The 23,192-nt window shown below is 67.8% G+C and carries 21 protein-coding genes; 15 read left to right on the top strand and 6 right to left on the bottom strand.

Annotated features, from left to right (window positions below):
• The first annotated feature begins 118 nt into the window (after positions 1–118).
• A complete protein-coding gene (locus WHH00_RS11545; RefSeq protein ID WP_406632899.1) occupies positions 119–568 on the top strand; it encodes a (deoxy)nucleoside triphosphate pyrophosphohydrolase in 450 nt (149 codons plus the stop codon).
• Here WHH00_RS11545 and WHH00_RS11540 read toward each other — a convergent pair.
• From WHH00_RS11540 to WHH00_RS11530, 3 genes are all read right to left on the bottom strand, one after another.
• Entirely contained in the window at positions 565–1,698 is a 1,134-nt protein-coding gene (locus WHH00_RS11540; protein WP_406632897.1) for an Rv2578c family radical SAM protein, read from the bottom strand. The genes WHH00_RS11545 and WHH00_RS11540 overlap by 4 nt on opposite strands.
• 81 nt (positions 1,699–1,779) lie before the next feature.
• The gene (locus WHH00_RS11535; protein WP_406632895.1) at positions 1,780–2,469 is read right to left on the bottom strand and encodes an SIMPL domain-containing protein; all 690 of its coding nucleotides are present in this window, start codon (positions 2,467–2,469) and stop codon (positions 1,780–1,782) included.
• Positions 2,470–2,472: 3 nt separating this feature from the next.
• The gene (locus tag WHH00_RS11530) at positions 2,473–2,958 is read right to left on the bottom strand and encodes a hypothetical protein (RefSeq protein ID WP_406632893.1); all 486 of its coding nucleotides are present in this window, start codon (positions 2,956–2,958) and stop codon (positions 2,473–2,475) included.
• Positions 2,959–3,170: 212 nt separating this feature from the next.
• Here WHH00_RS11530 and pheS point away from each other — a divergent pair, with 212 nt between their 5' ends.
• Together pheS and pheT are read left to right on the top strand one after the other, a co-directional pair.
• Positions 3,171–4,232 carry a phenylalanine--tRNA ligase subunit alpha gene (gene pheS, locus WHH00_RS11525; protein ID WP_174180341.1) on the top strand — a complete coding sequence of 354 codons (1,062 nt, stop codon included), beginning with the start codon at positions 3,171–3,173 and terminating at the stop codon, positions 4,230–4,232.
• Positions 4,233–4,234: 2 nt separating this feature from the next.
• Entirely contained in the window at positions 4,235–6,778 is a 2,544-nt protein-coding gene (gene pheT / locus WHH00_RS11520; RefSeq protein WP_406632891.1) for a phenylalanine--tRNA ligase subunit beta, read from the top strand.
• Between the two features lie 77 nt (positions 6,779–6,855).
• Here pheT and WHH00_RS11515 read toward each other — a convergent pair whose 3' ends face one another.
• Positions 6,856–7,821 (bottom strand): quinone oxidoreductase family protein, encoded by a 966-nt coding sequence (locus tag WHH00_RS11515; RefSeq protein ID WP_406632889.1) that lies wholly within the window; start codon positions 7,819–7,821, stop codon positions 6,856–6,858.
• Positions 7,822–7,966: 145 nt separating this feature from the next.
• Here WHH00_RS11515 and argC point away from each other — a divergent pair, with 145 nt between their 5' ends.
• From argC to WHH00_RS11465, 10 genes are all read left to right on the top strand, one after another.
• Positions 7,967–8,998: an N-acetyl-gamma-glutamyl-phosphate reductase gene (argC, locus tag WHH00_RS11510; protein WP_406632887.1), complete on the top strand. Its 1,032-nt coding sequence runs from the start codon at positions 7,967–7,969 to the stop codon at positions 8,996–8,998.
• A complete protein-coding gene (gene argJ, locus WHH00_RS11505; RefSeq protein ID WP_406632885.1) occupies positions 8,995–10,161 on the top strand; it encodes a bifunctional glutamate N-acetyltransferase/amino-acid acetyltransferase ArgJ in 1,167 nt (388 codons plus the stop codon). The genes argC and argJ overlap by 4 nt, the downstream gene beginning before the upstream one ends.
• A 53-nt stretch (positions 10,162–10,214) precedes the next feature.
• On the top strand, positions 10,215–11,168 hold the full coding sequence (gene argB / locus WHH00_RS11500; protein ID WP_406632883.1) for an acetylglutamate kinase: 954 nt from the start codon (positions 10,215–10,217) through the stop codon (positions 11,166–11,168).
• 53 nt (positions 11,169–11,221) lie between these two features.
• A complete protein-coding gene (locus WHH00_RS11495; protein WP_406638578.1) occupies positions 11,222–12,436 on the top strand; it encodes an acetylornithine transaminase in 1,215 nt (404 codons plus the stop codon).
• A complete protein-coding gene (gene argF, locus WHH00_RS11490; protein ID WP_406632881.1) occupies positions 12,433–13,443 on the top strand; it encodes an ornithine carbamoyltransferase in 1,011 nt (336 codons plus the stop codon). The genes WHH00_RS11495 and argF overlap by 4 nt, the downstream gene beginning before the upstream one ends.
• Positions 13,443–13,973, top strand: coding sequence for an arginine repressor (locus tag WHH00_RS11485; protein WP_174180327.1), 531 nt, complete (start codon positions 13,443–13,445; stop codon positions 13,971–13,973). Before argF ends, WHH00_RS11485 begins: the two co-directional genes overlap by 1 nt.
• 46 nt (positions 13,974–14,019) lie before the next feature.
• Positions 14,020–15,225, top strand: a complete 1,206-nt coding sequence (locus WHH00_RS11480) for an argininosuccinate synthase (RefSeq protein ID WP_188732038.1) — start codon at positions 14,020–14,022, stop codon at positions 15,223–15,225.
• Positions 15,226–15,230: 5 nt separating this feature from the next.
• Positions 15,231–16,658 (top strand): argininosuccinate lyase, encoded by a 1,428-nt coding sequence (argH, locus tag WHH00_RS11475; protein ID WP_406632878.1) that lies wholly within the window; start codon positions 15,231–15,233, stop codon positions 16,656–16,658.
• Between the two features lie 123 nt (positions 16,659–16,781).
• A complete protein-coding gene (locus tag WHH00_RS11470) occupies positions 16,782–17,318 on the top strand; it encodes a pyridoxal 5'-phosphate synthase (protein ID WP_406632876.1) in 537 nt (178 codons plus the stop codon).
• Positions 17,319–17,327: 9 nt separating this feature from the next.
• Complete coding sequence (locus WHH00_RS11465; RefSeq protein WP_406632874.1) at positions 17,328–18,107, top strand: maleylpyruvate isomerase family mycothiol-dependent enzyme; 780 nt, start codon at positions 17,328–17,330, stop codon at positions 18,105–18,107.
• On the opposite strand, the gene WHH00_RS11460 is transcribed toward WHH00_RS11465, so the two are convergent.
• On the bottom strand, positions 18,104–18,598 hold the full coding sequence (locus tag WHH00_RS11460) for a methylated-DNA--[protein]-cysteine S-methyltransferase (RefSeq protein ID WP_406632872.1): 495 nt from the start codon (positions 18,596–18,598) through the stop codon (positions 18,104–18,106). The genes WHH00_RS11465 and WHH00_RS11460 overlap by 4 nt on opposite strands.
• Entirely contained in the window at positions 18,595–20,127 is a 1,533-nt protein-coding gene (locus tag WHH00_RS11455) for an AlkA N-terminal domain-containing protein (RefSeq protein ID WP_406632870.1), read from the bottom strand. The genes WHH00_RS11460 and WHH00_RS11455 overlap by 4 nt, the downstream gene beginning before the upstream one ends.
• A gap of 106 nt (positions 20,128–20,233) precedes the next feature.
• Here WHH00_RS11455 and WHH00_RS11450 point away from each other — a divergent pair, with 106 nt between their 5' ends.
• Both WHH00_RS11450 and WHH00_RS11445 read left to right on the top strand, forming a co-directional pair.
• A complete protein-coding gene (locus tag WHH00_RS11450; protein WP_406632868.1) occupies positions 20,234–20,911 on the top strand; it encodes a DNA-3-methyladenine glycosylase in 678 nt (225 codons plus the stop codon).
• A gap of 52 nt (positions 20,912–20,963) precedes the next feature.
• Positions 20,964–23,192: a HelD family protein gene (locus tag WHH00_RS11445; protein WP_406632865.1), complete on the top strand. Its 2,229-nt coding sequence runs from the start codon at positions 20,964–20,966 to the stop codon at positions 23,190–23,192.

Genomic DNA, 23,192 nt, shown 5'->3' with positions numbered 1-23,192 from the left:
CGGCAGTGGGGCAGGAGAAGTCCGGACCCTGCAGACAACCCGGAAAGGGGAACCAGTATTCCCGTTGCGGGTGGAGACTTGCAGCTGGTCCATTCATTGTCCCCCATAGAATGGGGCGGTGAATGGACTGATACAGGTAGTAGGCGGAGCCGTTGTGGACAGCCTGGCTGAACCTTCCATGCTGCTGGTGGCGCGGCGCAGCGCTCCGGAGCAGTTGGCAGGACTCTGGGAGTTCCCGGGCGGCAAAGTGGAGCCCGGTGAGGAACCGAAGGCGGCGCTGGCCCGCGAACTGCTCGAGGAACTGGGCGTCGGTGTCCGGCTCGGCGCCGAACTCGCGTCCCAGGTTCCGGGCGGCTGGCCATTGAACCCCCGCGCAAGCATGCGGGTGTGGTTCGCGGAGATCACCCACGGGGAGCCGCAGCCCCTTGAGGACCACGACGACCTTCGGTGGGTAAGACTGGACAACCACAGTGCGGTCCTGGACCTGCCATGGATTCCCGCGGACTTCCCCATAGTCCGGGCCCTGCTTGACGCGGTCGCCGTCAAGGCAGAAAGCACACTGCCCTAGAAAAGCGTTGCCTGCCCCCCGGAAGCACCGTTGCCCCCGGCTGCTGATGTGCCTGCGGCCGCTGACTTCCCTCGCGCCGCTGCCGCCTGGGGAATGATGCCTTCGGGATACTCGGCTTCCTCACCGCGGGGATCGTCCTCGAGGTCCCTGTGGCTGAAGCCGGAGGTGTTGGTAAACCCGTGGCGGGCTTTGAAGTACCGGACTTTGCCCGCAAGCCACGAGCGGTACTCCTTGGACGCGTACGAACCCGTCCCGTAGAGCCGGCGGTAGCGGCCTGCAAGCCCGGGATGGTTGGCCGCAATCCACTTCATGAACCACTCCCTGGTCCCCGGCTTGAGGTACAGGGCTCCGGCCGTGACGCCGGTGGACCCCGCGGCAGCCAGGGACGCAAACAACGCATCAAGGGCTTCATCGCTGTCCGAGAGCCACGGCAGGATGGGCATGGCCATGACGCCGCAGGGCAGGCCGGCTTCACGGAGGCGGGAAACGAGCTTCAGGCGTGCCCGGGGACCCGGTGTTCCGGGCTCAATGGCCTCGGACAGGGCTTCGTCTGTCATGGCCAGCGAGATGCCAAGGCCCACGGGCACTTGGGCAGCCGCGCTCTTGAGGAGGGGAATGTCCCGGGCAAGCAGGGTCCCCTTGGTGAGGATGGACAGGGGAGTGCCGGACTCGGCAAGGGCGGTGATGATGCCGGGCATGAGCTGGTATCGACCTTCGGCCCGCTGATAGGGGTCCGTGTTGGTACCCAGGGCAACCTGCTGGCGCATCCAGGATGGCTTGGCCAGTTCTTTCCGGAGTACCTCGGCCGCGTTGACTTTCACTACTACCTGGCTGTCAAAGTCCAGCCCGGCGTCGAAATCAAGGTAGGTGTGGCTCTTGCGGGCAAAGCAGTACACGCAGGCGTGGCTGCAGCCCCGGTAAGGGTTGATGGTCCATTCAAAGGGCATCCGTGAGCCGGCAGGCACCTTGTTGAGCACCGATTTGGCGGTGACCTCATGGAAGGTAATCCCTGCGAACTCGGGGGTTGTGATGGAGCGGACCAGGCCGGCCAAGGGAAGCAGCGCGGGGGACGGGGCATTCGCAGCCGATTCCGCGGGCCGGGCCATCAGTGCTTGGGCATCCCATCTCATGCCGTCCATTCGAATCTATGTTCGAACTAATGTCAAGCATTGGGGGTTGCCGCGGCTCCTGGTCTCTTTCCGGGAGTGTGCCTACGTGTCGGCCAGGAGTTCCCACTCCACGGCCACTGCCGCATCCACCACGGAATTGCCGGCCTCCACGCTGAGGGATTCCACGGCAGCAGCCCGCTGCATCCGCGGCAGCGGCACTGGACCGTGGACTGCGCCTTCCTCCGCTACCGAAAGCACGCGTCCCAGCCGGGCCGAGGCAAGCTGCGCGTACTGCCTGGCGGTGCTGAGGGCGTCAAGCCAGGCGGCCTCCCGGGCGCGTGCCCGCACAGCCGCGTCATCGCTGAAGGTGAGTTCGACGCCGTTCAGCCGGACGTCGTTCCCGCCCTCCTCTACGGCTTCCGAGATGGCGGCTGAGACGGAACCGGGAGCCCTCAGCTTCACGGTGAGGGTGCTGGACGCGACGTATCCGGTGACGCGCTGCCCTTCGCCTTCGCGCCAGGCGAGGTCCGCACGGACGTTGAGGCCCGATGTGCGGATGTCGGAGCCGGTAACCCCGTGGCTGCGGAAGGAGGCAGTAACGGCGGCCAGGCCGGCTCCGGCCCGGGCGTAGGCTTGCCCCACCGAATCGGCCCGGCATTCCACACCGATGGAAACCACCGTAAGGTCAGGGGCAGCTTCCGCCGAGCCTGTTCCCGATACGCGGACCGTGCCGGGGGAGACGCCGGCGCTGGTGGCGCCGCCCCTTTCATCGGCGTCATGAGCAGTGGGCATGCGTCAGACCTCCACTTCAGTCCGGGGGCGGCGCGAGGGCCGGCGGCGGGTTTTGTGTGCTGGATATCCGCCGGCTTCCAGTCCGGCGTGGCGCTCAAAGGGATTGCGCGTCCCCGGGTTGCCGGTGCGCACCAGCGACCACCCTGCGGCCAGGAGATACAGGGGAAGGAACGGCGCGCCCAGGCACCATGCGTATTGCGTGCAGTGCTTTTCCTCGTGGCCCAGCAGGGCCGGCCTGGACAACAGCTCAGCGGAGCTGCACCGGCACAGCACCACGTTGCCCAGTGTGAAGGCCCCGGCGACAGGCAGCCGCAGCCTGTACCCGGACGCCAGGATCAGGCCGCGTGGGCCCCTGCTGATCCGCGTGCGCGCGGCGAGGGCCACGGCGAGGCCAAGGACGGTGCTGCCGTTGGCCAGGTTCGCCGCCTGCCGCAGTCTCTGCGCAGCGGTGAGGCGCTTTTGGGCTACCGGGCGCCGCGGCACTGTCATGAGGCTATGGTAGCCGGAGCCTTCAATTAGACTGGAGGGCAGTGGCCGCCGGCTCAGCCGGTGTGCCCTGACCTGGTCATTGAATGAACCGGAATGCACAGTTGGCATTGGGGACATTCATCCATGACCTGCCAGTGACGGACGCGCCCCCGGGAAACCGTGCAGGGCTGCCCCGTTCACCGGCAGCCACGACTCGTAGCTAAGAACAGTAGATGACTGAAACTTTGCCGGGCGCCGCCATCCCGAACCCCACGGATGAAGCCGCCATCACTGCCGCTGTAGACCAGGCCATCGCCGCCATTGCCGGCGCTGGCACCCTTGACGAGCTGAAGGCGGTGCGGCTCGCCCATACCGGCGAGAAGTCCCCGCTCAGCCTTGCCAACCGTGAGATTGGCAAGCTGCCCAAGGACCAGAAGGCCCTCGCCGGAAAGCTGATGGGCGCTTCGCGCGGACGGGTCAACAAGGCGCTCGCCGACCGTACGGCGGAGCTGGAAGCGGAAAACGACGCCCGGATCCTCCTGGAAGAGACCGTGGACGTCACCGCCGCGCCCCGCCGCCGCCGTGCCGGTGCCCGGCACCCGCTCTCCACGCTCCAGGACCGCGTGGCGGACATCTTCGTGGGCATGGGCTGGGAAATCGCCGAAGGCCCCGAGGTCGAGTCGGAATGGTTCAACTTCGACGCCCTTAACTTCAAGCCGGACCACCCCGCCCGCGAAATGCAGGACACCTTCTTCGTGGAGCCGCCCGAAGCCCACCTGCTGATGCGCACGCACACCTCGCCGGTACAGGTCCGCTCCATGCTCGAGCGTGAGCTGCCCATCTATGTGTTGTGCCCGGGCAAGGTGTTCCGCACCGACGAACTCGATGCCACCCACACCCCGGTGTTCCACCAGTTCGAGGGCCTCGCCATCGACAAGCACCTGAGCATGGCTGACCTCCGCGGCACGCTGGAGCACTTCGCACGGCAGATGTTCGGCGACGAAGCCCAGATCCGGCTGCGTCCCAACTACTTCCCGTTCACTGAGCCGTCAGCGGAGCTGGACATCTGGCACCCCGGCGCCAAGGGCGGCCCGCGCTGGATCGAGTGGGGCGGCTGCGGCATGGTCAACCCCAACGTGCTCCGCGCGGCCGGCATCGATCCGGACGTGTATTCAGGTTTTGCCTTCGGCATGGGCATCGAGCGCACCCTTATGTTCCGCAACGAAGTGGGGGACATGCGCGACATGATCGAAGGCGATGTACGTTTCAGCGAGCACTTCGGGATGGAGATCTAACAGTGCGTATCCCACTTTCCTGGCTGCGTGAATTCGCAGAGGTACCGGCCGGAGCAACGGCAGAAGACGTCATGACCGAGCTGGTCAAGGTCGGTTTTGAAGAAGAGGACGTCCACCGCCCCACGGACACCTTGCAGGGGCCCATCGTGGTTGGCCAGGTCCTGAGCCTGGCCAAGGAGCCCCAAACCAACGGCAAGACCATCAACTGGTGCCAGGTCCGGGTGGTTCCCGAAGGCCAGGAGCAGACCCTCACCGGCGACGGCATCGACCCCTCCGGCGTGCAGGGCATCATCTGCGGCGCCCACAACTTCGTTGAGGGCGACAAAGTGGTGGTCACCCTCCCGGGCGCCGTGCTGCCGGGCAACTTCCACATCTCGGCGCGGAAAACCTACGGACACCTGTCCGCAGGCATGATCGCCTCCGTCCGCGAACTCGGCATCGGCGAGGACCACGACGGCATCCTGGTGCTGTCCCGCATCGGGCTGGACCCCGAAATCGGCACTGACGCCATGGAGCTCCTTGGCCTCTACGACCAGGCCGCCGAAATCAACGTCACGCCGGACCGCGGCTATGCGTTCTCCATCCGCGGGGTTGCCCGCGAGTACGCCCACGCCACCGGAACCACCTTCACGGATCCCGCCTCCCGGGTTACCGCTCCTGCAGAGCTTTCGGGCGGCTACGGCGTCAAGATCAATGACGATGCCCCCATTTACGGCAAGCCCGGATGCGACAGGTTCGTGGCCCGCACCGTCCGCGGCGTGGACGCCACCAAGCCCACGCCCCCGTGGATGGTTTCACGGCTGCGCCTTGCCGGCATCCGTTCCATCTCCCTGCCCGTGGACATCTCCAACTACGTGATGCTGGAACTCGGCCAGCCCACGCACTGCTACGACCAGGACACGCTGTCCGGGGACATCGTGGTGCGCCGGGCCCTGGCCGGCGAGAAGATCACCACCCTCGATGGCAAGGAACGCGCGCTCGACGCCGAGGACCTGCTGATCACGGACGCCTCCGGCCCGATCGGCATCGCCGGAGTGATGGGCGGCGCGGCAACAGAGGTGGGGGATTCGACTTCGACCATTCTGGTGGAAGCTGCGCACTTCGACGAGGTGTCCATTGCCCGTTCCCGGCGCCGCCACAAGCTGCCGTCTGAAGCGTCCAAGCGCTTCGAGCGCGGCGTGGACTGGCACGTGGCCGGCATCGCCGCCCAGCGGGTGGTTGACCTGCTCGTCGAGCTGGCCGGTGGAACGGCGGACCAGGCCGGAACCGATGTGGGGACCGCCCCGGACTCCGTCAGCATCGAACTGCCTGAGGCCTTCGCTGCCGCCCGCATCGGCATCGACTTCACCGAAGAGCAGATCGTCACGTCCCTGGAGGACCTTGGCGCGGCGGTGGAGAAGAACGACGGCGGCTGGACCGTTACGGCGCCCAGCTGGCGGAACGACTTGGAAACCAAGGAGGACCTCTCCGAGGAGATTGCCCGGCTGGTGGGCTACGACAAGATTCCCGCCACGCTTCCGGTGGCGCCTCCCGGTCGCGGCCTGACGCGGGTGCAGCAGCAGCGCCGCCGCCTGATCCAGGCGCTGGCGGATGCAGGCCTCACCGAAGTCCTGTCCTACCCCTTTGTGTCCAAGGCGGCCAACGACACCTTCGGTGTAGCCGAACAAGGAGCGGACCGGACCGCGGTCAAGCTCGCGAACCCGATCAGCGAAGAGCAGGGCTTCCTGCGCACGTCCATCCTGCCCGGACTCATCGAGGTGGCCAAGCGGAACCATTCGCGCGGTTTCCGCGACCTGGCACTCTTCGAATCAGGCCTGGTGTTCCTGCCCGGCGGCACAGTGGGCACTGCCTCCATCCCGCCGCTCGGCGTCAAGCCCTCCGATGAGGTGCTGGATGGACTCTACGACGGCGTCCCGGACCAGCCGTTCCACCTCGCCGCAGTGCTCACAGGACATGACTCCCCGGCAGCGGCCGGCCATGCGCCGCGGCCTTGGGACTGGGCTGACGCCCTGGACCTTGCCCGGGTTGCCGGGGACGTGCTGGGCGTGGAGGTGCTGGTAAGCCAGGGCACCCACCAGGCTTTCCATCCCGGCCGTGCAGCACAGTTGTCACTGCGCAACGGTGAGGTGGTGGGCTACGCCGGTGAGCTGCACCCCAAGCTGTTGGCGGCATCGGACATGCCCGCCCGCTCGGTTGCACTGGAGCTCAACGCCGACGCGCTGTTCGACGCCGCGCCGGACGTGATCGTGGCGCGCCACATCTCCACGTACCCGGTGGCCACCCAGGACGTGGCGCTGGTGGTTCCTGCTGAAGTCCCCGCCGATGACGTCCTGGCGGCCCTGCGCGAAGGTGCCGGTGAACTGCTGGAGGACGTGGCGCTCTTCGACGTCTACGCAGGCAAGGGCATCGAGGAAGGCAAGAAGTCACTCGCGTTCGGGCTTCGGTTCCGCGCCAACGACCGGACCCTCACGGCGGACGAGGCATCAGCCGCACGGGAAGGCGCAGTGGCCCTGGCAGCCGAACGCTTCGGCGCCGTCCAGCGCTAGCCGCAAACCTGCACCAACAGGAAAGGTCCCCGCAGCCACACGGCTGCGGGGACCTTTCCATGTCTGCGGAGGCTGCCCTACGGAACCAGGATGACCTTTCCCGTGGTGCGCCGCCCTTCCAGGTCCCGATGGGCCTGGGCAGCCTGCACCAGGGGGTACCGGGCACCGATGCGGACCTTCAAACTGCCGTCCGCCGCCGCTGCGAATACTTCGCCGGAGCGCCAGCGGCGCTCCGCGGCGTCCCTCAGGTAGTGCCCAATGGTGGGCCTGGTCAGGAACAGCGAGCCGCCGGCATTCAGGCGCTGGGGATCAACGGGCGGAACCGGGCCGGAGGCAGCACCGAAGAGGACCAGCATCCCCCTGACGCGCAATGCGGCCAGTGAGCCGTCGAAGGTGTCCTTCCCAACGCCGTCGTACACCACGTCCGCGCCGGTGCCGCTGGTGATGTCCCTGACCCGCGCAGCGAAGCCTTCATACCGCAGCACATGGTGTGCGCCGGCCTCGCGCGCGAGCTGCTCCTTCGCGTCTGTGGACACGGTGGTGATGACTTCCGCCCCGCGGGCCTTGAGCAGCTGGATCAGCAGCAGGCCCACACCTCCCGCGCCCGCGTGCAGCAGGACGGTGTGCCCCGGCTCCACCTTGAAGGTGGAGTTCATCAGGTAGTGGGCGGTGATGCCCTGCAGGGGCAGCGCGGCCGCCGTCAGGTCGTCCAGGCCGTGCGGAACCGGCAGGGCTGCGGCCTCATCAACCAACGCATAGTCCGCGTAGCAGTAGATGCCTTCCGCCGTGGCCACCCGGTCGCCGGGGACGAACCCCGTGACGCCGTCGCCCACCTCTTCAACGGTGCCGGCGGCTTCTGACCCTGGGGTGAACGGGAAGGGGACCTTGTAGGTGCCGCTGCGCTTGTACGTGTCGATGAAGTTAACGCCCGCTGCTCCCACCTTCACCAGGAGCTGGCCAGGTCCCGGGACAGGGCGTTCTATGTCCTCGTAGGTAAGGACTTCCGGTCCGCCTGCCTGACGTGCGACGATTGCGTGGGTCATTGCTCACCTTTCCCGGTCCCGGCGTTTCCGGCTCCGGCTGCTGCCACCATCCTAGGGACAGTCCACGGAAGCCCCATAGCGGCCACCTTCCGCTGCATGCATAAATATCGGCCTCAGTGAATACTTTTGCTGTATGGTTGTGGTCATGACTATTTCTGTTGCAGTGTCCGGTGCCAGCGGATACGCCGGGGGAGAGGTCCTGCGCCTCCTGGCTGGGCATCCTGGCGTCACCATTGGAGCCATCACAGCCCACAGCAATGCCGGTTCCCGGCTCGGCGAACTGCAGCCCCACCTGCACGGGCTGGCAAGCCGCATCCTCGAGGACACCACCGTGGACAACCTGTCCGGCCACGACGTCGTCTTCCTGGCCCTGCCGCACGGCGCCTCTGCTGAGATAGCAGCCCAGCTGCCGGCAGGGACCGTCGTCATAGATGCCGGCGCGGACCACCGGCTGGAGGACCCGGCGGCCTGGGAAAAGTTCTATGGTTCCGCCCACGCCGGCACGTGGCCCTACGGCCTGCCGGAGCTCCCGGGCCAGCGCGAAGCCCTCAAGGGCGCCAACCGCATCGCCGTGCCCGGCTGCTATCCGACGTCGGCCCTGCTGGCCTTGGCGCCCGGGTTCGCCGTCGGGCTCCTCCAGCCCGACGACGTCGTCATCGTCTCTGCCTCCGGCACCTCCGGCGCGGGCAAGGCCGCCAAGGTGAACCTCATCGGTTCAGAAGTCATGGGCTCCATGAGCCCCTACGGCGTTGGCGGCGGCCACCGGCATACGCCCGAGATCGAACAGGGACTGTCCAATGCCGCGGGTGAACAGGTCACCGTGTCCTTTACTCCCACCCTGGCACCCATGAGCCGGGGCATCCTCACGACGGCGACGGCGAAGGTCAAAGCCGGTACCACGGGGGAGCAGCTGCGCCAGGCCTGGACCGACGCGTACGACGACGAACCGTTCGTCCACGTCCTCCCGGAAGGCCAGTGGCCCGCCACGAAGTCCGTGCAGGGGTCAAACCACGCCGCCATGCAGCTGGCGTTCGATTCCCACACCGGCCGGGTGATCGTTACCTGCGCCATCGACAACCTCACCAAAGGGACCGCCGGCGGCGCCGTCCAGTCCATGAACATTGCCCTCGGCCTGGCGGAAACCGCTGGCCTTGACCTGCAGGGAGTTGCCCCGTGACCGTTACCGCCCCCCGTGGATTCCGGGCCGCCGGCGTCACCGCCGGACTCAAAGCCTCCGGCAAGCCGGACCTTGCCCTGGTAGTCAATGACGGCCCGTCCAAGGCCGCCGCCGCCGTCTTCACCAGCAACCGCGTCGCCGCCGCCCCTGTGCACTGGTCCCGCCAGGTGGTCTCGGACGGCCGCGTGGACGCGGTGGTCCTCAACTCCGGCGGAGCCAACGCCTGCACCGGGCCAGCCGGTTTCCAGAACACGCACAGCACCGCCGAAAAGGTGGCCAAGGTCCTGGACATCTCCGCCACGGACGTTTTTGTGTGTTCCACAGGCCTGATCGGCGAGCAGCTGCCCATGGACAAGATCCTTCCCGGCGTGGAGGCTGCGGCTGCCGCGCTGAGCGCCGACGGCGGCCCCGAGGCAGCGACCGCCATCATGACCACCGACTCCGTTCCCAAAGCGGCGCTGTTTATTGGCACCGATGCCGATGGCGAGGAGTTTTCCATTGGCGGCATTGCCAAGGGTGCGGGCATGCTGGCTCCCGGCCTGGCCACCATGCTGGTGGTCCTCACCACGGATGCGGCAGTTGACGCGGAACTGCTCGACGTCGTCCTCCGCGACGCCACCCGGGTCACGTTCGACCGGGCAGACTCGGACGGCTGCATGTCCACCAACGACACCGTCGTCCTGCTCTCCTCCGGCGCATCCGGCGCCGTGCCGTCAGCAGAGGTATTCGCTGCCGGCCTGACCCAGGTCTGCGCCGAACTGGCCCGGAAGCTGATCGCCGATGCCGAAGGTGCCAGCCACGACATCGCCATCCGCACCTTCAATGCCGCCAGCGAAGCGGACGCCGAAACGGTCAGCCGCTCCGTGGCCCGCTCCAACCTCTTCAAGGCCGCCATCTTCGGCAAGGACCCCAACTGGGGACGGGTGCTGTCCGCGGTCGGCACCACCGACGCCGTCTTCGAACCCGACCAGCTCAACGTGGCCATGAACGGCGTCCAGATCTGCCGCAACGGCAGCATCGGCGACGACCGCGGCCTGGTGGACCTGGAACCGCGCGAGGTCCTGGTGGAAATCGACCTCCAGGCCGGCAACGCCGAGGCCACCATCTGGACGAACGACCTGACCCACGACTACGTGCACGAGAACAGCGCCTACTCGAGCTGACAAACCATTTGAGCCGGCCTACCGGCGCCCGGCAAACCTGGAGAAACTCCCTGATGAACACCCGCACCCGCGAAACCACGTCCATGCTTGACGCCCAAAGCAAGGCCGGCACGCTGATCGAGGCGCTGCCCTGGATCCAGCGCTTTGCCGGCACCACCATGGTGATCAAGTACGGCGGCAACGCCATGGTCAACGACGAGCTGCGCCGTGCCTTCGCCGAGGACGTTGTTTTCCTGCACCACGTGGGCATCCACCCCGTGGTGGTGCACGGCGGCGGCCCCCAGATCAACGCCATGCTGGCCCGGCTGGGCATCGAGTCCGAGTTCAAGGGCGGCCTGCGGGTCACCACTCCCGAAGCCATGGACGTGGTGCGCATGGTCCTCACGGGCCAGGTGGGCCGCGAACTGGTTGGGCTGATCAACTCCCATGGCCCCTATGCCGTGGGCATGTCCGGTGAGGATGGCGGGCTGCTCCGCGCTGTGCGTACCGGCACCGTCATTGACGGCGAAGACGTTGACCTGGGCCTGGTGGGTGAAGTGGTGGGCGTGAACCCGGAAGGCATCCTGGACATCCTCGCCGCCGGCCGCATCCCCGTGATCTCCACGGTGGCCCCGGAGATCGACACCGACGGGTTCGCAGCCGACGGCAGCGTCCAGACCACGGGACAGGTGCTCAACGTCAACGCGGACACCGCGGCCGCAGCCCTGGCCGAAGCGCTCGGGGCCTCCAAACTGGTGATCCTCACCGACGTCGAAGGCCTCTATGCCAACTGGCCGGACAAGTCCTCGCTGATCTCCTCCCTGAAGGCCTCGGACCTGCGCGGGCTCCTGCCCTCGCTGGAATCCGGCATGATCCCCAAGATGGAGGCCTGCCTCAAGGCCATCGACGGCGGCGTGGAGCGCGCGCACATTGTGGACGGGCGGCTGGCCCACTCCATGCTGCTGGAAACCTTTACCACCGCGGGCATCGGCACCCAGGTGGTTCCCGACGAGGAGACGAATTCATGAACGACGCTGTTGACCTGAGCCCGGCGGTCGAAAAGGACGCCAAGGCTTCTCTGATGACCGGAACCGGAAGCGGCTCCGAGTGGCTCGCGCGGTACTCCAGCTCCCTCATGGGCGTGTTCGGCACCCCGCAGCGCGTCCTGGTCCGCGGTGCCGGCTGCCTGGTCTGGGACGCCGACGGCAAGGAGTACCTCGACCTGCTCGGAGGCATCGCCGTCAACGCGCTGGGCCATGCCAACCCCTTCGTCACGTCCGTGATATCCAGCCAGCTGGCCACCCTGGGCCACGTCTCCAACTTCTTCACCAGCCCCACCCAGATCGCGCTGGCCGAAAAGCTGCTGGCCATCACCGACGCCCCCGCTGGTTCCAAGGTGTTCTTCACCAACTCCGGCACCGAGGCCAACGAGGCCGCTTTCAAGCTGGCCCGCCGCAATACCGGCGGCAGCGGCGCCAAGCGGACCAGGATCATCGCCCTCGAAGGGGCCTTCCATGGCCGGACCATGGGCGCCCTCGCCCTGACCGCAAAAGAGGCCTACCGCGCGCCGTTCGAGCCGCTGCCCGGCGGCGTCGTCCACATCCCCTTCGGTGACGTGGAGGCGCTGAAGGACGCCGTGGACGAGACCGTGGCGGCCGTCTTCCTGGAGCCCATCCAGGGCGAGGCGGGCGTGCGCCCCCTGCCGCCCGGATACCTTCGGGCCGCCCGCGAGCTCACCGCCCGGGTGGGAGCGCTGCTGATCCTCGACGAGGTGCAGACCGGCATCGGCCGTACCGGAAAGTGGCTGGCCAGCGAGGATGCCGGGATCATGCCCGACGCCGTCACCCTGGCCAAGGGCCTGGGCGGCGGCTTCCCGATCGGTGCCCTGATCACCTATGGACCGGAGACGTCGTCGTTGTTGGCTGCGGGCCAGCACGGCACCACGTTCGGCGGGAACCCGGTGGCGACCGCGGCCGCCCTCGCCACCCTGCACGCCATCGAAAGCCAGCACGTGCTGGCCAATGCAACAGCCGTAGGCCAGTACCTGCGGGCCGGCCTGGCCGGAATTCCGGGCGTCACCGAGGTCCGCGGGGAAGGCCTCCTCATCGGCTTCGACCTGGACGCGGAGGTGGCCCCGGGAGTGGTGCAGGCCGGCCTTGACGCAGGGTTCATCGTCAACAGCCCCGGCCCCCGCACCATCCGCCTTGCACCGCCGCTGGTCCTGACCACGGCCCAGGCGGACACCTTCCTCGACGCCTTCCCGGCAATCCTCCAAGCAGCTAAGGACGCCCAGTGACACCAGCAGCGAGCACCACCCGGCACTTCCTCAAGGACACGGACCTCAGCCCCGCCGAACAGGCCGAGGTGCTTGACCTCGCGGCCCGGATGAAGGCGGCCCCCTACAGCGTCCAGCCGTATGCCGCCGAGGGCAGCGGCCGCAAGACCGTGGCCGTCATCTTCGACAAAACGTCTACCCGGACCCGGGTCTCGTTTGCCACCGGGATCGCGGACCTGGGAGGCAACGCCCTGATCATCAACCCCGGCGAGGCGCAGATCGGGCACAAGGAATCCGTGGAGGACACCGCCAGGGTCCTGGAGCGGATGGTCTCCACCATCGTCTGGCGGACCGGCGCGCATGCCGGCCTCGTGGCCATGGCGGAGAACTCCAGGGTTCCCGTGATCAACGCCCTGTGCGACGACTACCACCCCTGCCAGCTGCTGGCGGACCTGTTGGCCGTAAAGGAGCACAAGGGCGAACTCAAGGGCCTCACCATGAGCTACCTGGGGGACGCCGCCAACAACATGGCCAATTCCTACCTGCTGGCCGGTGTCACGGCCGGGATGCACGTGCGGATTGCCGGGCCGGAGGGCTACCTCCCGGCCGCGGACATCGTGGCCGCAGCCGAGGAACGCGCGGCAGAGACCGGAGGGTCTGTGCTTATCACCACTGACGCTGCGGAGGCTTTGAAAGGGGCCGACGTCGTCGCCACAGACACGTGGGTGTCCATGGGGCAGGAAGCGGAAAAGGAAGCCAGGATGCAGCTGTTCCGGGACTACGCCGTGGACGAGGCCGCCATGGCACAGGCCGCGGAAGACGCCGTCGTGCTTCACTGCCTGCCCGCCTACCGCGGCTACGAAATCTCTGCCGGCGTCATTGACGGTCCGCAGTCCATCGTCTGGGACGAGGCCGAAAACCGGCTGCACGCCCAGAAGGCCCTGATGGCCTGGCTGATGCACCGTTCCGGCCTGGCCTTCGTTGACGGGCTCGCACCCGTTGAAGGCACCGGAGAGAGCACGTTCTAGTGTCCGCCCAACCGGCGTCGCCGGGCTCCAGCCCGGCGACCAAGACAGCCCGCCAGGCGCGCATCACCGCCATCCTGACGGGGGAGTCCGTGCGTTCCCAGGCGGAGCTGGCCGCCTTGCTGGCGGACGACGGCGTGCAGGTCACCCAGGCGACGCTGTCGCGGGACCTCGTGGAACTCGGCGCTGTCCGGGTCCGCGGCAAGGAGGGCGTGCTCGTGTACGCCGTACCCGGGGAGGGCGGCGAACGGGCCGCCAGGAGCGGGGTGAGCCAGGAGATCCTGGACGCCCGGCTGGCCCGGCTGTGCAGCGAACTGCTGGTCACCGCGGAGGCCTCGGCCAACATCGCCGTGCTCCGCACCCCGCCCGGGGCGGCAAACTTCCTGGCACTGGCCATCGACCATTCGGTGATGCCGTCCATCCTGGGCACCATCGCCGGGGACGACACCGTGCTGCTGGTGGCCCGGGACCCGCAGGGCGGCCAGGACCTCGCCGCCAGGTTCCTGCAGCTGGCTGAAGAAGCCGGGCAATAAGCTTGAAGACAACATCAACAAACCCCAATCACAAGGAGCATTCGAAGTGACTGAACGCATTGTGCTCGCCTACTCAGGCGGCCTGGACACCTCAGTAGCCATCGGCTGGATCGGTGAAGCCACCGGCGCCGAGGTCATCGCCGTGGCGGTCGACGTCGGACAGGGCGGCGAGTCCCTGGAGACCATCCGCCAGCGCGCCCTCGGCTGCGGCGCCGTCGAAGCCTACGTGGCCGACGCCTCCGACGAGTTCGCCAACGAATACTGCATGCCCACGCTGAAGGCCAACGGCCTCTACCAGGGCCACTACCCGCTGGTGTCCGCCATCTCCCGCCCGGTCATCGTCAAGCACCTGGTCAAGGCTGCCCGCGAATTCGGCGCCACCACCGTGGCCCACGGCTGCACCGGCAAGGGCAACGACCAGGTCCGCTTTGAAGTGGGCATCCAGACCCTCGGCCCCGACCTGAAGTGCATCGCCCCGGTCCGCGACCTCGCGCTCACCCGTGACAAGGCCATTGCCTTCGCCGAGGAAAAGGGCCTGCCGATCGAGACCACCAAGAAGAACCCGTATTCGATCGACCAGAACGTCTGGGGCCGCGCCGTGGAAACCGGCTACCTTGAGGACATCTGGAACGCCCCCACCAAGGACATCTACGACTACACCGCCACCCCGGAGTTCCCGCCGGCACCGGACGAGGTCGTCATCTCCTTCGAAGCCGGCATCCCGGTAGCGATCGACGGCGTCAAGGTCACCCCGCTGCAGGCCATCAAGGAACTCAACCGCCGTGCCGGTGCCCAGGGTGTGGGCCGCATCGACGTCGTCGAGGACCGCCTGGTGGGCATCAAGTCCCGCGAAATCTACGAGGCTCCCGGCGCCATGGCCCTCATCACGGCCCACAAGCACCTCGAGGACATCACCGTGGAGCGCGAGCAGGCCCGCTTCAAGGCCACCGTTGGCCAGCGCTGGTCGGAGCTGGTGTACGACGGCCAGTGGTTCTCGCCGCTGAAGCGCTCCCTGGACGCCTTCATCGAGGACACCCAGAAGTACGTCTCCGGAGACATCCGGATGACCCTGCACGGCGGCCAGGCCATCGTCAACGGCCGCCGTTCGGACACCTCGCTCTACGACTTCAACCTGGCCACCTACGACACCGGCGACACCTTCGACCAGTCCATGGCCCGCGGCTTCATCGAGCTGTGGGGCATGTCCGCCAAGGTTGCCTCCGGCCGCGATATCCGCGTCGCAGGAAAGTAGCCCCGGTGGCTGAGCCAAAGACCGAAGCAACAAATGCGGGCGCACTGTGGGGCGGCCGGTTCGCCGGCGGCCCCGCCGACGCCCTGGCGGCACTGAGCAAGTCCACGCACTTTGACTGGCGGCTGGCCCGCTATGACATTGCCGGGTCCAAGGCGCACGCCCGCGTGCTGCACAAGGCCGGGCTGCTTGACGACGCCGAACTCGAGGGCATGCTGGCCGCCCTCACGCAGCTGGATGAGGACGTGGCCTCCGGCGCCTATGTGCCGGCGGAGTCCGACGAGGACGTGCACGGCTCGCTGGAGCGGGGCCTGATCGAGCGCGCGGGGACCCAGCTGGGCGGCAAGCTCCGCGCCGGCCGTTCCCGGAACGACCAGGTGGCCACCCTTGGCCGCATGTTCCTGCGGGACCATGCCCGGATCATCGCCCGCGGTGTCCTGGCTACGGTGGATGCCCTGGTGGAGCAGGCCAAGGCTCACCACGGTGTCGCCATGCCGGGCCGCACCCACCTGCAGCACGCCCAGCCCGTCCTGCTCAGCCACCACCTGCTGGCCCACGCCTGGGCCCTGCTGCGCGATGTGCAGCGGTTGCAGGACTGGGACAAGCGGGCCGGCGTCTCACCGTACGGTTCGGGCGCCCTGGCCGGCTCGTCGCTGGGGCTGGACCCGGAGGCTGTGGCCGCGGACCTGGGCTTCTTCTCCGCCTCCCACAACTCGATCGACGGCACCGCCTCGCGCGACGTCTTCGCCGAGTTCGCCTGGGTCTGCGCCATGATCGGCGTGGACCTGTCCCGGGTGTCGGAAGAAGTCATCCTGTGGGCCACCAAGGAGTTCTCCTTCGTCACGCTGCACGACTCCTACTCCACGGGCTCGTCCATCATGCCGCAGAAGAAAAACCCGGATGTGGCGGAACTGGCCCGCGGCAAGGCGGGCCGCCTGATCGGCGACCTGACCGGGCTGCTGGCGACCCTCAAGGGCCTGCCGTTGGCGTACAACCGCGACCTGCAGGAGGACAAGGAACCGGTGTTCGACGCCGCCGACACCCTGGAGCTCCTGCTTCCGGCGGTCTCCGGCATGATCGCCACCCTGAAGTTCAATACCGAACGGATGGAATCGCTGGCACCGCAGGGCTTCGCGCTGGCCACGGACATCGCCGAATGGCTTGTCCGCCAGGGCGTACCGTTCCGGGAAGCCCACGAGCTCTCCGGTGCTGCCGTGAAGCAGGCAGAATCCCGCGGCGTGGAGCTGTGGGACCTGACGGATGAAGAGTACGCGGCCATCTCGGAGCACCTCACGCCGGAGGTCCGCACCGTCCTGTCCACGGAGGGCTCGCTCAACAGCCGCAACTCCCAGGGCGGAACCGCGCCCGCCGCCGTTGAACGCCAGCTGGTTGCGCTGGAAGCCGAGCTTGCCGGCGTGCGGGAGTACGCGGGGTAAAACGCTCTCTCACTTGATGTGCCTTTCTGGGCAACGCTCCTGCACCGGGTGCAGGAGCGTTGCCGGTTTTCACGCATTAACTGAGAGAGCGTTCGCCGGATGGGGCCCGGCTAGCATGGAGCAATGAGCGAACCGTTCCGCCGGCAACTCCGCGCGCTTCCCGATTTCCCGGACACGCTGCCGACCTTTGACCCGGAGAGCGCACCCAAGGATCCCGCTGAGCTGTTCAGGCAATGGCTGGGCGAGGCGCTGGCGGCGGGGGAGCGGCAGCCGCATGCGTGCAGCCTGGCCACAGCGGGCGGCGACGGCAAACCGTCGTCGAGGATGCTGATCCTGAAAAACATTGACGACGACGGCTGGCACTTCGCGACGTCCCGCACCTCACGCAAGGGCAGGGAACTGGGTGCCAACCCGCACGCTGCCATGACCTTCTACTGGCCCTCCCAGGGCCGGCAGATCCGCGTTGCCGGGGCCGTCGTCGAACTGTCCGCCGAGGCCTCCGCGCAGGACTGGGCGGAGCGGCCCCGGGCGGACGGCAGCACGAACCTCCACTGGCAGCTCTACGCCCTCCGGCCCGCCGAGATCGAGTTCTGGCAGGCCAGCCACGACGGCGCGCATGTCCGGCACCGCGTCGGTCCCGACGGTTCACCCCTGGGTTAGGCTGTCGCCATGACAGCTCCCGCACCAGACGAACTGCTCCCTGCGCTCCACACAGCCGCGGAAAACGTTGCCGCCGACGCTGCGCGGTTAAGCGATGAAGACGCGAAGGCGCCCTCAGCCCTGCCCGGCTGGACGAGGGGGCACGTGCTGGCCCATCTGACCGGAATTTCCAACGCCATGGCCCGGCAGCTTGAGTACGCGGCGCGCGGAGAGGCCGTGGAGCTTTACGACGGCGGCATGGAAGGCCGGAACAAAGCCATCGACATGGCGGCGGGCCACGACGCCGCTACCCACCTCGCGGACCTCACCGCCGCAATGGACCGGGCGCTCAAAGCCTTCGACGCGCTGCCCGGCGTCAAGGATTCATCGGCGAACCGGACCGGCTGGTACGCCCCCATCACCTTTCGCGGGGGCGTGGTCCTGGACGGCGGACTGGCGCTGTGGCGGGAACTGGTCATCCACGCGTCGGACCTGCTGACGGGGAGGGGCCCGGAAACTTGGAGCCGGCCGTTCTGCGAGCACCTCTTCGATTTTCTGGCGGCCCGGGTCCAGCCGGACGACAAGCTGGTGCTGCAGCCACTGGGACTCCAGCCGGTCAGCATTGGCAGCGGCAACCGGTCCACTGTCATCAGCGGCATGATCACCGATATCGCAGCCTGGCTCGCCGGCCGCGAGCCGACGCTGGGCAGCCTGAGGGCCTCGGCCGCAGCTGACGGCGTGAACCTGCCCGAGCTGCTGCCGTGGCCTTCCGGAACCCCCGCCGCCGGCAGGACCGGCTCGAAGGCCTAAGCGGCTTCGCGCGCCAGCAGGCTCTGCTTGATGGGAAGCCCCCAGCGAAAACCGCCCAGGGAGCCGTCAGTCCGGATCACCCGGTGGCAGGGCACAAACAACGCGGCGGCATTGAAGGCGCAGGCGCTGGCGGCTGCCCGCACCGCTTTGGGGTTGCCGGCGAGCTCCGCGTACTGGGTATAGGTGACGGGCTGACCCGGCCGCACCAGCCGCAGGACATCCCAGGCATGGGCCCGGAAAGGTCCTGACACCTGCCGCACGGGAACGCCCATCGCCGGCGCGGGGTCACCGGCGTAAAAGGCTTCCACGGCGGATGAGATTTCTCCCAGTCCCGTGACCGTTTCCAGCGTGCCGGGCCGCAAGGACGGATGGATCTGGCCGGTCAGCTCGCCGGGGTTGCCTGTCCAGCCGCTGGAGAGCACGACGCCGTCCTGGGCAATGACGGTGAACGGGCCGTCCGGGGTGGTCATCTGAAGCAGTTGGGCCTTCATCTGTTCGCTTTCTCTGCTGGTCTGGCGTCTTGGTTTGTAGGGGCCGTTGCTGTGCCCCTGCGCGTGCCGGCCGCAGACTGGGCTTCCGCAGCGTGGGCTGCCGCCCGCCACAGGTGCATGGTGGCGTACGAGCGCCAGGGACTCACTTCCCGGAAGTCCGGGGTGGACGTTGTGGCCTCCGCCGCGAGGGCACGGAGCCCGTTCCGCACGGCCGCGTCGTTGGCCAGGAAAACGTCCGGGGCGCCAAGGACGCGCATGGCCAGGTACCCCGTGGTCCATGGTCCCACGCCGGGCAGCGGCAGCAGCTTGCAGGCCAGGCTTTCCGGGCTGTCGCCGTAGCCAAAGTCGAGCCTGCCGTCCGCCATTGCGGCAGCTGCCGCGAGGAGGGCCGCGATCCGCCGTTGCGGTCCCCGCAGGACGGCGGACCCTCCGCCGGCGATCTCGGCGGGGGTGGGAAACATCCGGTCCAGGCCCTCGCCGGGGCTTCGGCTTGGACGTCCGACGGCGGCCAGCTGGCTGAGGGCGGTCCGCGCCGCTGCCACGGTGATCTGCTGCCCGGCCATGGCCCGGATCAGCATTTCCGCGGGATCCATGGCACCCGGCATCCTGATTCCCGGAGCGGACGCTACAACGGGCGCAAGCCTGGCATCCCCTGCCAGTGCGCTGTCGATGGCCACCGGATCAGCGTCCAGGTCAAAGAGCCGCCGCACCCGGCTCAACAGTGCCGGCAGGTCCCGAAGGTCCACCGCGCCGATGGTGAGCGTCAGCGGCCGGCCCGGAGCGCCGGCGTCGTAATCCACCCGGAACCTCGCGTCACCCTGGGGCAGCCGCAGCGTGCGCGCATAGGAGGTGGACGTTCCTGATTCAATCCCTGGGATGGCCCGGACGGCCAGGAAGGTGAAGACCCCGGGGTCGAAAGGTTCACGGTAGGGGAGGTTGAGGGTGAGGGCGGTGGAACCGGCGGGGGCTTTCGGATGCCTCGCGGTGCGGAGCGCAGTGGGAGTCATCCCAAAAACTTCCGCCATGGTCTCGTTGAACTGGCGGACGCTGCTGAAGCCGGCCGCAAAGGCAACGTCCGCGAGCTTCATCGAGGTGGACACCAGCAGTGTCCGGGCAGTCTGCGCACGGCCGGCCCGGGCCAGCGAGAGCGGTCCCGCCCCCAGCTCCTGGCTGAGGATGCGGTTGAGCTGGCGGGAGGAATAGCCCAGGCGGGCCGCCAGGCCGTCAACGCCGTCCCTGGTGACCACGCCGTCACTGATCAGCCGCATGGCACGCCCGGCAATGTCCTGGCGAAGATTCCAGGCGGGCGTGCCGGGAACCGCCTCCGGAAGGCAGCGCTTGCAGGCCCGGTAGCCGGCGTCGTGCGCTGCTGCCGAGGTTTCATAGAACGTGACGTTGGAAGCCTTCGGAGTCCTGGCCGGGCAGGACGGGCGGCAGTAGATGCCCGTGGTCCGAACGGCAGTGTAGAACTGCCCGTCGAACCGGGTGTCCCGGGCGTCGATCGCCCGGTAGCGCTGCCAGAAGTCCATTCCTCAATCGTGCCAGCCCTCCGGTGTACCGGCTAGCGGAAATCGGACACGGCCGTGGGGCGTCAAATATGTGAGGGGCGGGGCCGGCGTTGGATAGAGTCTGGCCATGAACAGAAATCCGATGGGGGCCGGCCAGCCGCTGCGGGAGTTCCTTTCCGGAGACGCCCGCCAGTTGGCGCCGCTGCTGCTGGGAGCCGTCCTGACCCATGACTCCAGGGACGGTGCGGTATCCGTCCGGCTTACCGAAGTGGAGGCCTACCTGGGGCCCGAGGACTCCCTGCACCCGGATCCCGGATCGCACACCTACCGCGGCCCCACGCCGCGCAACGCCCCCATGTTCGGCCCTGCGGGCCACCTGTACGTCTATTTCACCTACGGGATGCACCACTGCACGAATATCGTGTGCGGTCCGGAAGGAACGGCATCGGCCCTGCTGCTGCGGGCAGGGGAGATCGTGGACGGGATTGAACTTGCCCGGCACCGCCGGACAACGTCCAAAAGCCCCGCCGACCTTGCGAGGGGGCCTGCCCGGCTGGCCAAGGCCTTGGGCCTGACGACCGCGGACAGCGGCCGTGATGCACTCGCGCCGCCGTTCGGGCTGGCGCTTCCGCCCAGGCCCGTGGGACAGGTGAGCTCCGGACCAAGGGTGGGAGTCTCCGGCGCAGGAGGAACAGACCAGTACTCATGGCGCTTCTGGATCACCGGCGACCCTACCGTCTCCCAGTACAAGGCGGCCAAGCCAAGGGGGGCCAAACCGGATCCTGCAACGTTTCACGGGCGTTAACGGAAATGGTTGTAGAATGGTAGGTCTGTCTTTTGCGATAGGGGAACGTTAAATGCTCGACGCCGATTTGGCCCACGAACGCGACTATGTAGCCGGCCTGTACGCCCGGCTGGAAGAGCTGCGCGAGGAAAAGCGCCGGCAGCTGGCGCAGGTCCGCCGGGCCGGGGCCGTGGGCACCATGCAGAACGTCTCCGAACGCGACGCATTCGCTGCCCTCTATGAAGACCGTCTCGCCCAGCTGGACGCGGTGGATGACCGGCTGGTCTTCGGCCGGCTGGACCTGGACTCCGGCGAAGCGCAGTACATTGGCCGCATTGGCCTCACCACCGAGGACCTGCAGCGGCTCATGGTGGACTGGCGCGCGCCCGAAGCCGGCCACTTCTACCAGGCCACGGCCTTTGACCGGCAGGGTGTGCGCAGGCGCCGGCACCTGATCCTGCAGGGCCGCGAGGTCAAGGCCATCGAGGATGACGTCCTTGACGCCGGGATGCTGGCCGACAACGAATCCCTGCAGGGCGAAGGCGCCCTCCTCGCTGCCCTGAACTCCAAGCGCACCGGCCGTATGTCGGACATCGTCAGCACCATCCAGTCCGAGCAGGACCGCATCATCCGCTCCTCCATCTCCGGTGCCCTGGTGGTGCAGGGCGGACCCGGCACCGGCAAGACCGCCGTGGCCCTCCACCGTGCCGCCTACCTGCTCTATACCCACCGCGACCGCCTCAAGACCGCAGGCGTGCTGCTGGTGGGGCCGTCGTCGTCGTTCATGAAGTACATCGAAAGGGTGCTGCCCTCCCTGGGCGAGACCGGCGTCGTGATGGCCAGCGTGGGCCGCCTGATGCCAGGCATCCACGCAGTGCCGGAACCGGATGCCGACGTCGCTGCCATTAAAGGCCGCCTGGACATGGCCACCGTGGTGGCCAACGCCGTGGCCAACCGCCAGCGGATTCCCGCGGAAGACCGGATCCTGGAGGTGGACGGCCGCAGGCTGGTGCTGACGCCGCGCCAGGTCCGCCGTGCCCGCGAGCGTGCCCGCTCCACCGGCAAGCCGCACAACGAGGCACGTGTGACGTTCGTCAAGATCCTGCTGCGCGAACTTACGGAACAAATGACCGAGCTGGTGGAAGCCGGGAACATCGGCAACAACGCAGACCGCTCCTACCTTGCCGAGGATGTCCGCTCCGCGCGGGACGTACGCATTGCCCTCAACCTCTGCTGGATGCCCATGACGCCGGAGAAGCTGATCTCCGAGCTCTTCAGCAAGCCGGCCATACTGGAATTCTGCACACCGAACATGTCCCCGGCCGAGCGGGCACTGCTGCAGCGCCCCGCCGACGCCCCCTGGACCGAGTCCGATGTGCCGCTTCTGGACGAGGCCGCCGAGCTGCTCGGCGAACTGGATCCGGCCGCGGGGCGTGGACTTGCCCAGCAGGAGCACGACCGTGCCCGCGATCTTGCCAACGCCAAGCAGACCCTGGTGAACATGCAGGCGGCAGGGGTGGACCCGTTGATGTCCGCAGAGGAACTGGCCGAACAGAACCAGGAGCAGGAAACACGGCAAACCGCCGCAGAGCGAGCCACCAGCGACCGCACCTGGGCATTTGGCCACATCGTGGTGGATGAGGCTCAGGAACTTTCACCCATGCAGTGGCGCCTGCTGGTCCGCCGCTGCCCCCTGAAATCCTTCACCATCGTGGGGGACATCGCGCAGACCAGCTCGGTGGCCGGCGCCAATTCCTGGCAGGGAGCGCTCGCCCCCATGTTCGGGGACCGCTGGCAGCTGGAGGAGCTAACGGTGAACTACCGGACGCCGTCCCAGATCGCCGAAGCCGCCGTCCGGATGGCCAACGCGGCGGGGCTGGTGGTCTCAGCGCCCAAGGCCGTCCGCGAAGGGCGCTGGTCACCCGTCATCGACGAGGTGGATCCCGGACAGGTGGTCAGCCGACTTGTTGAGGTCCTGCCGGAGGAATTGGATGCGCTCGACGGCGGCCTGCTCGCCGTGATTGCCGACGGGCACTTCCTGCCGGAGGCCACGGCAGCGCTGCGGGCTGCCTATGGACGCCGCGTGGGCACCGGTGCCGGCAGTTACGAGCAGGACATCGTGGTGATCAGCCCCCGCGAAGCCAAGGGGCTGGAGTTCGACGGTGTCGTGGTGCTCGAGCCGTCCATGATGCTCAACCATGAGCACGGAAAGGTGGGGGACCTGTATGTGGCGATGACCCGGGCCACCCAGCGGCTGCGGCTTATTGCTTCAGAACCTGTTCCGGCAGGCATCAAACGCTGA

Source organism: Pseudarthrobacter quantipunctorum (genome assembly GCF_045291495.1).
Classification (GTDB): Bacteria; Actinomycetota; Actinomycetes; order Actinomycetales; family Micrococcaceae; genus Arthrobacter; species Arthrobacter quantipunctorum.
This window is presented reverse-complemented; position numbering and strand designations above follow the sequence as displayed.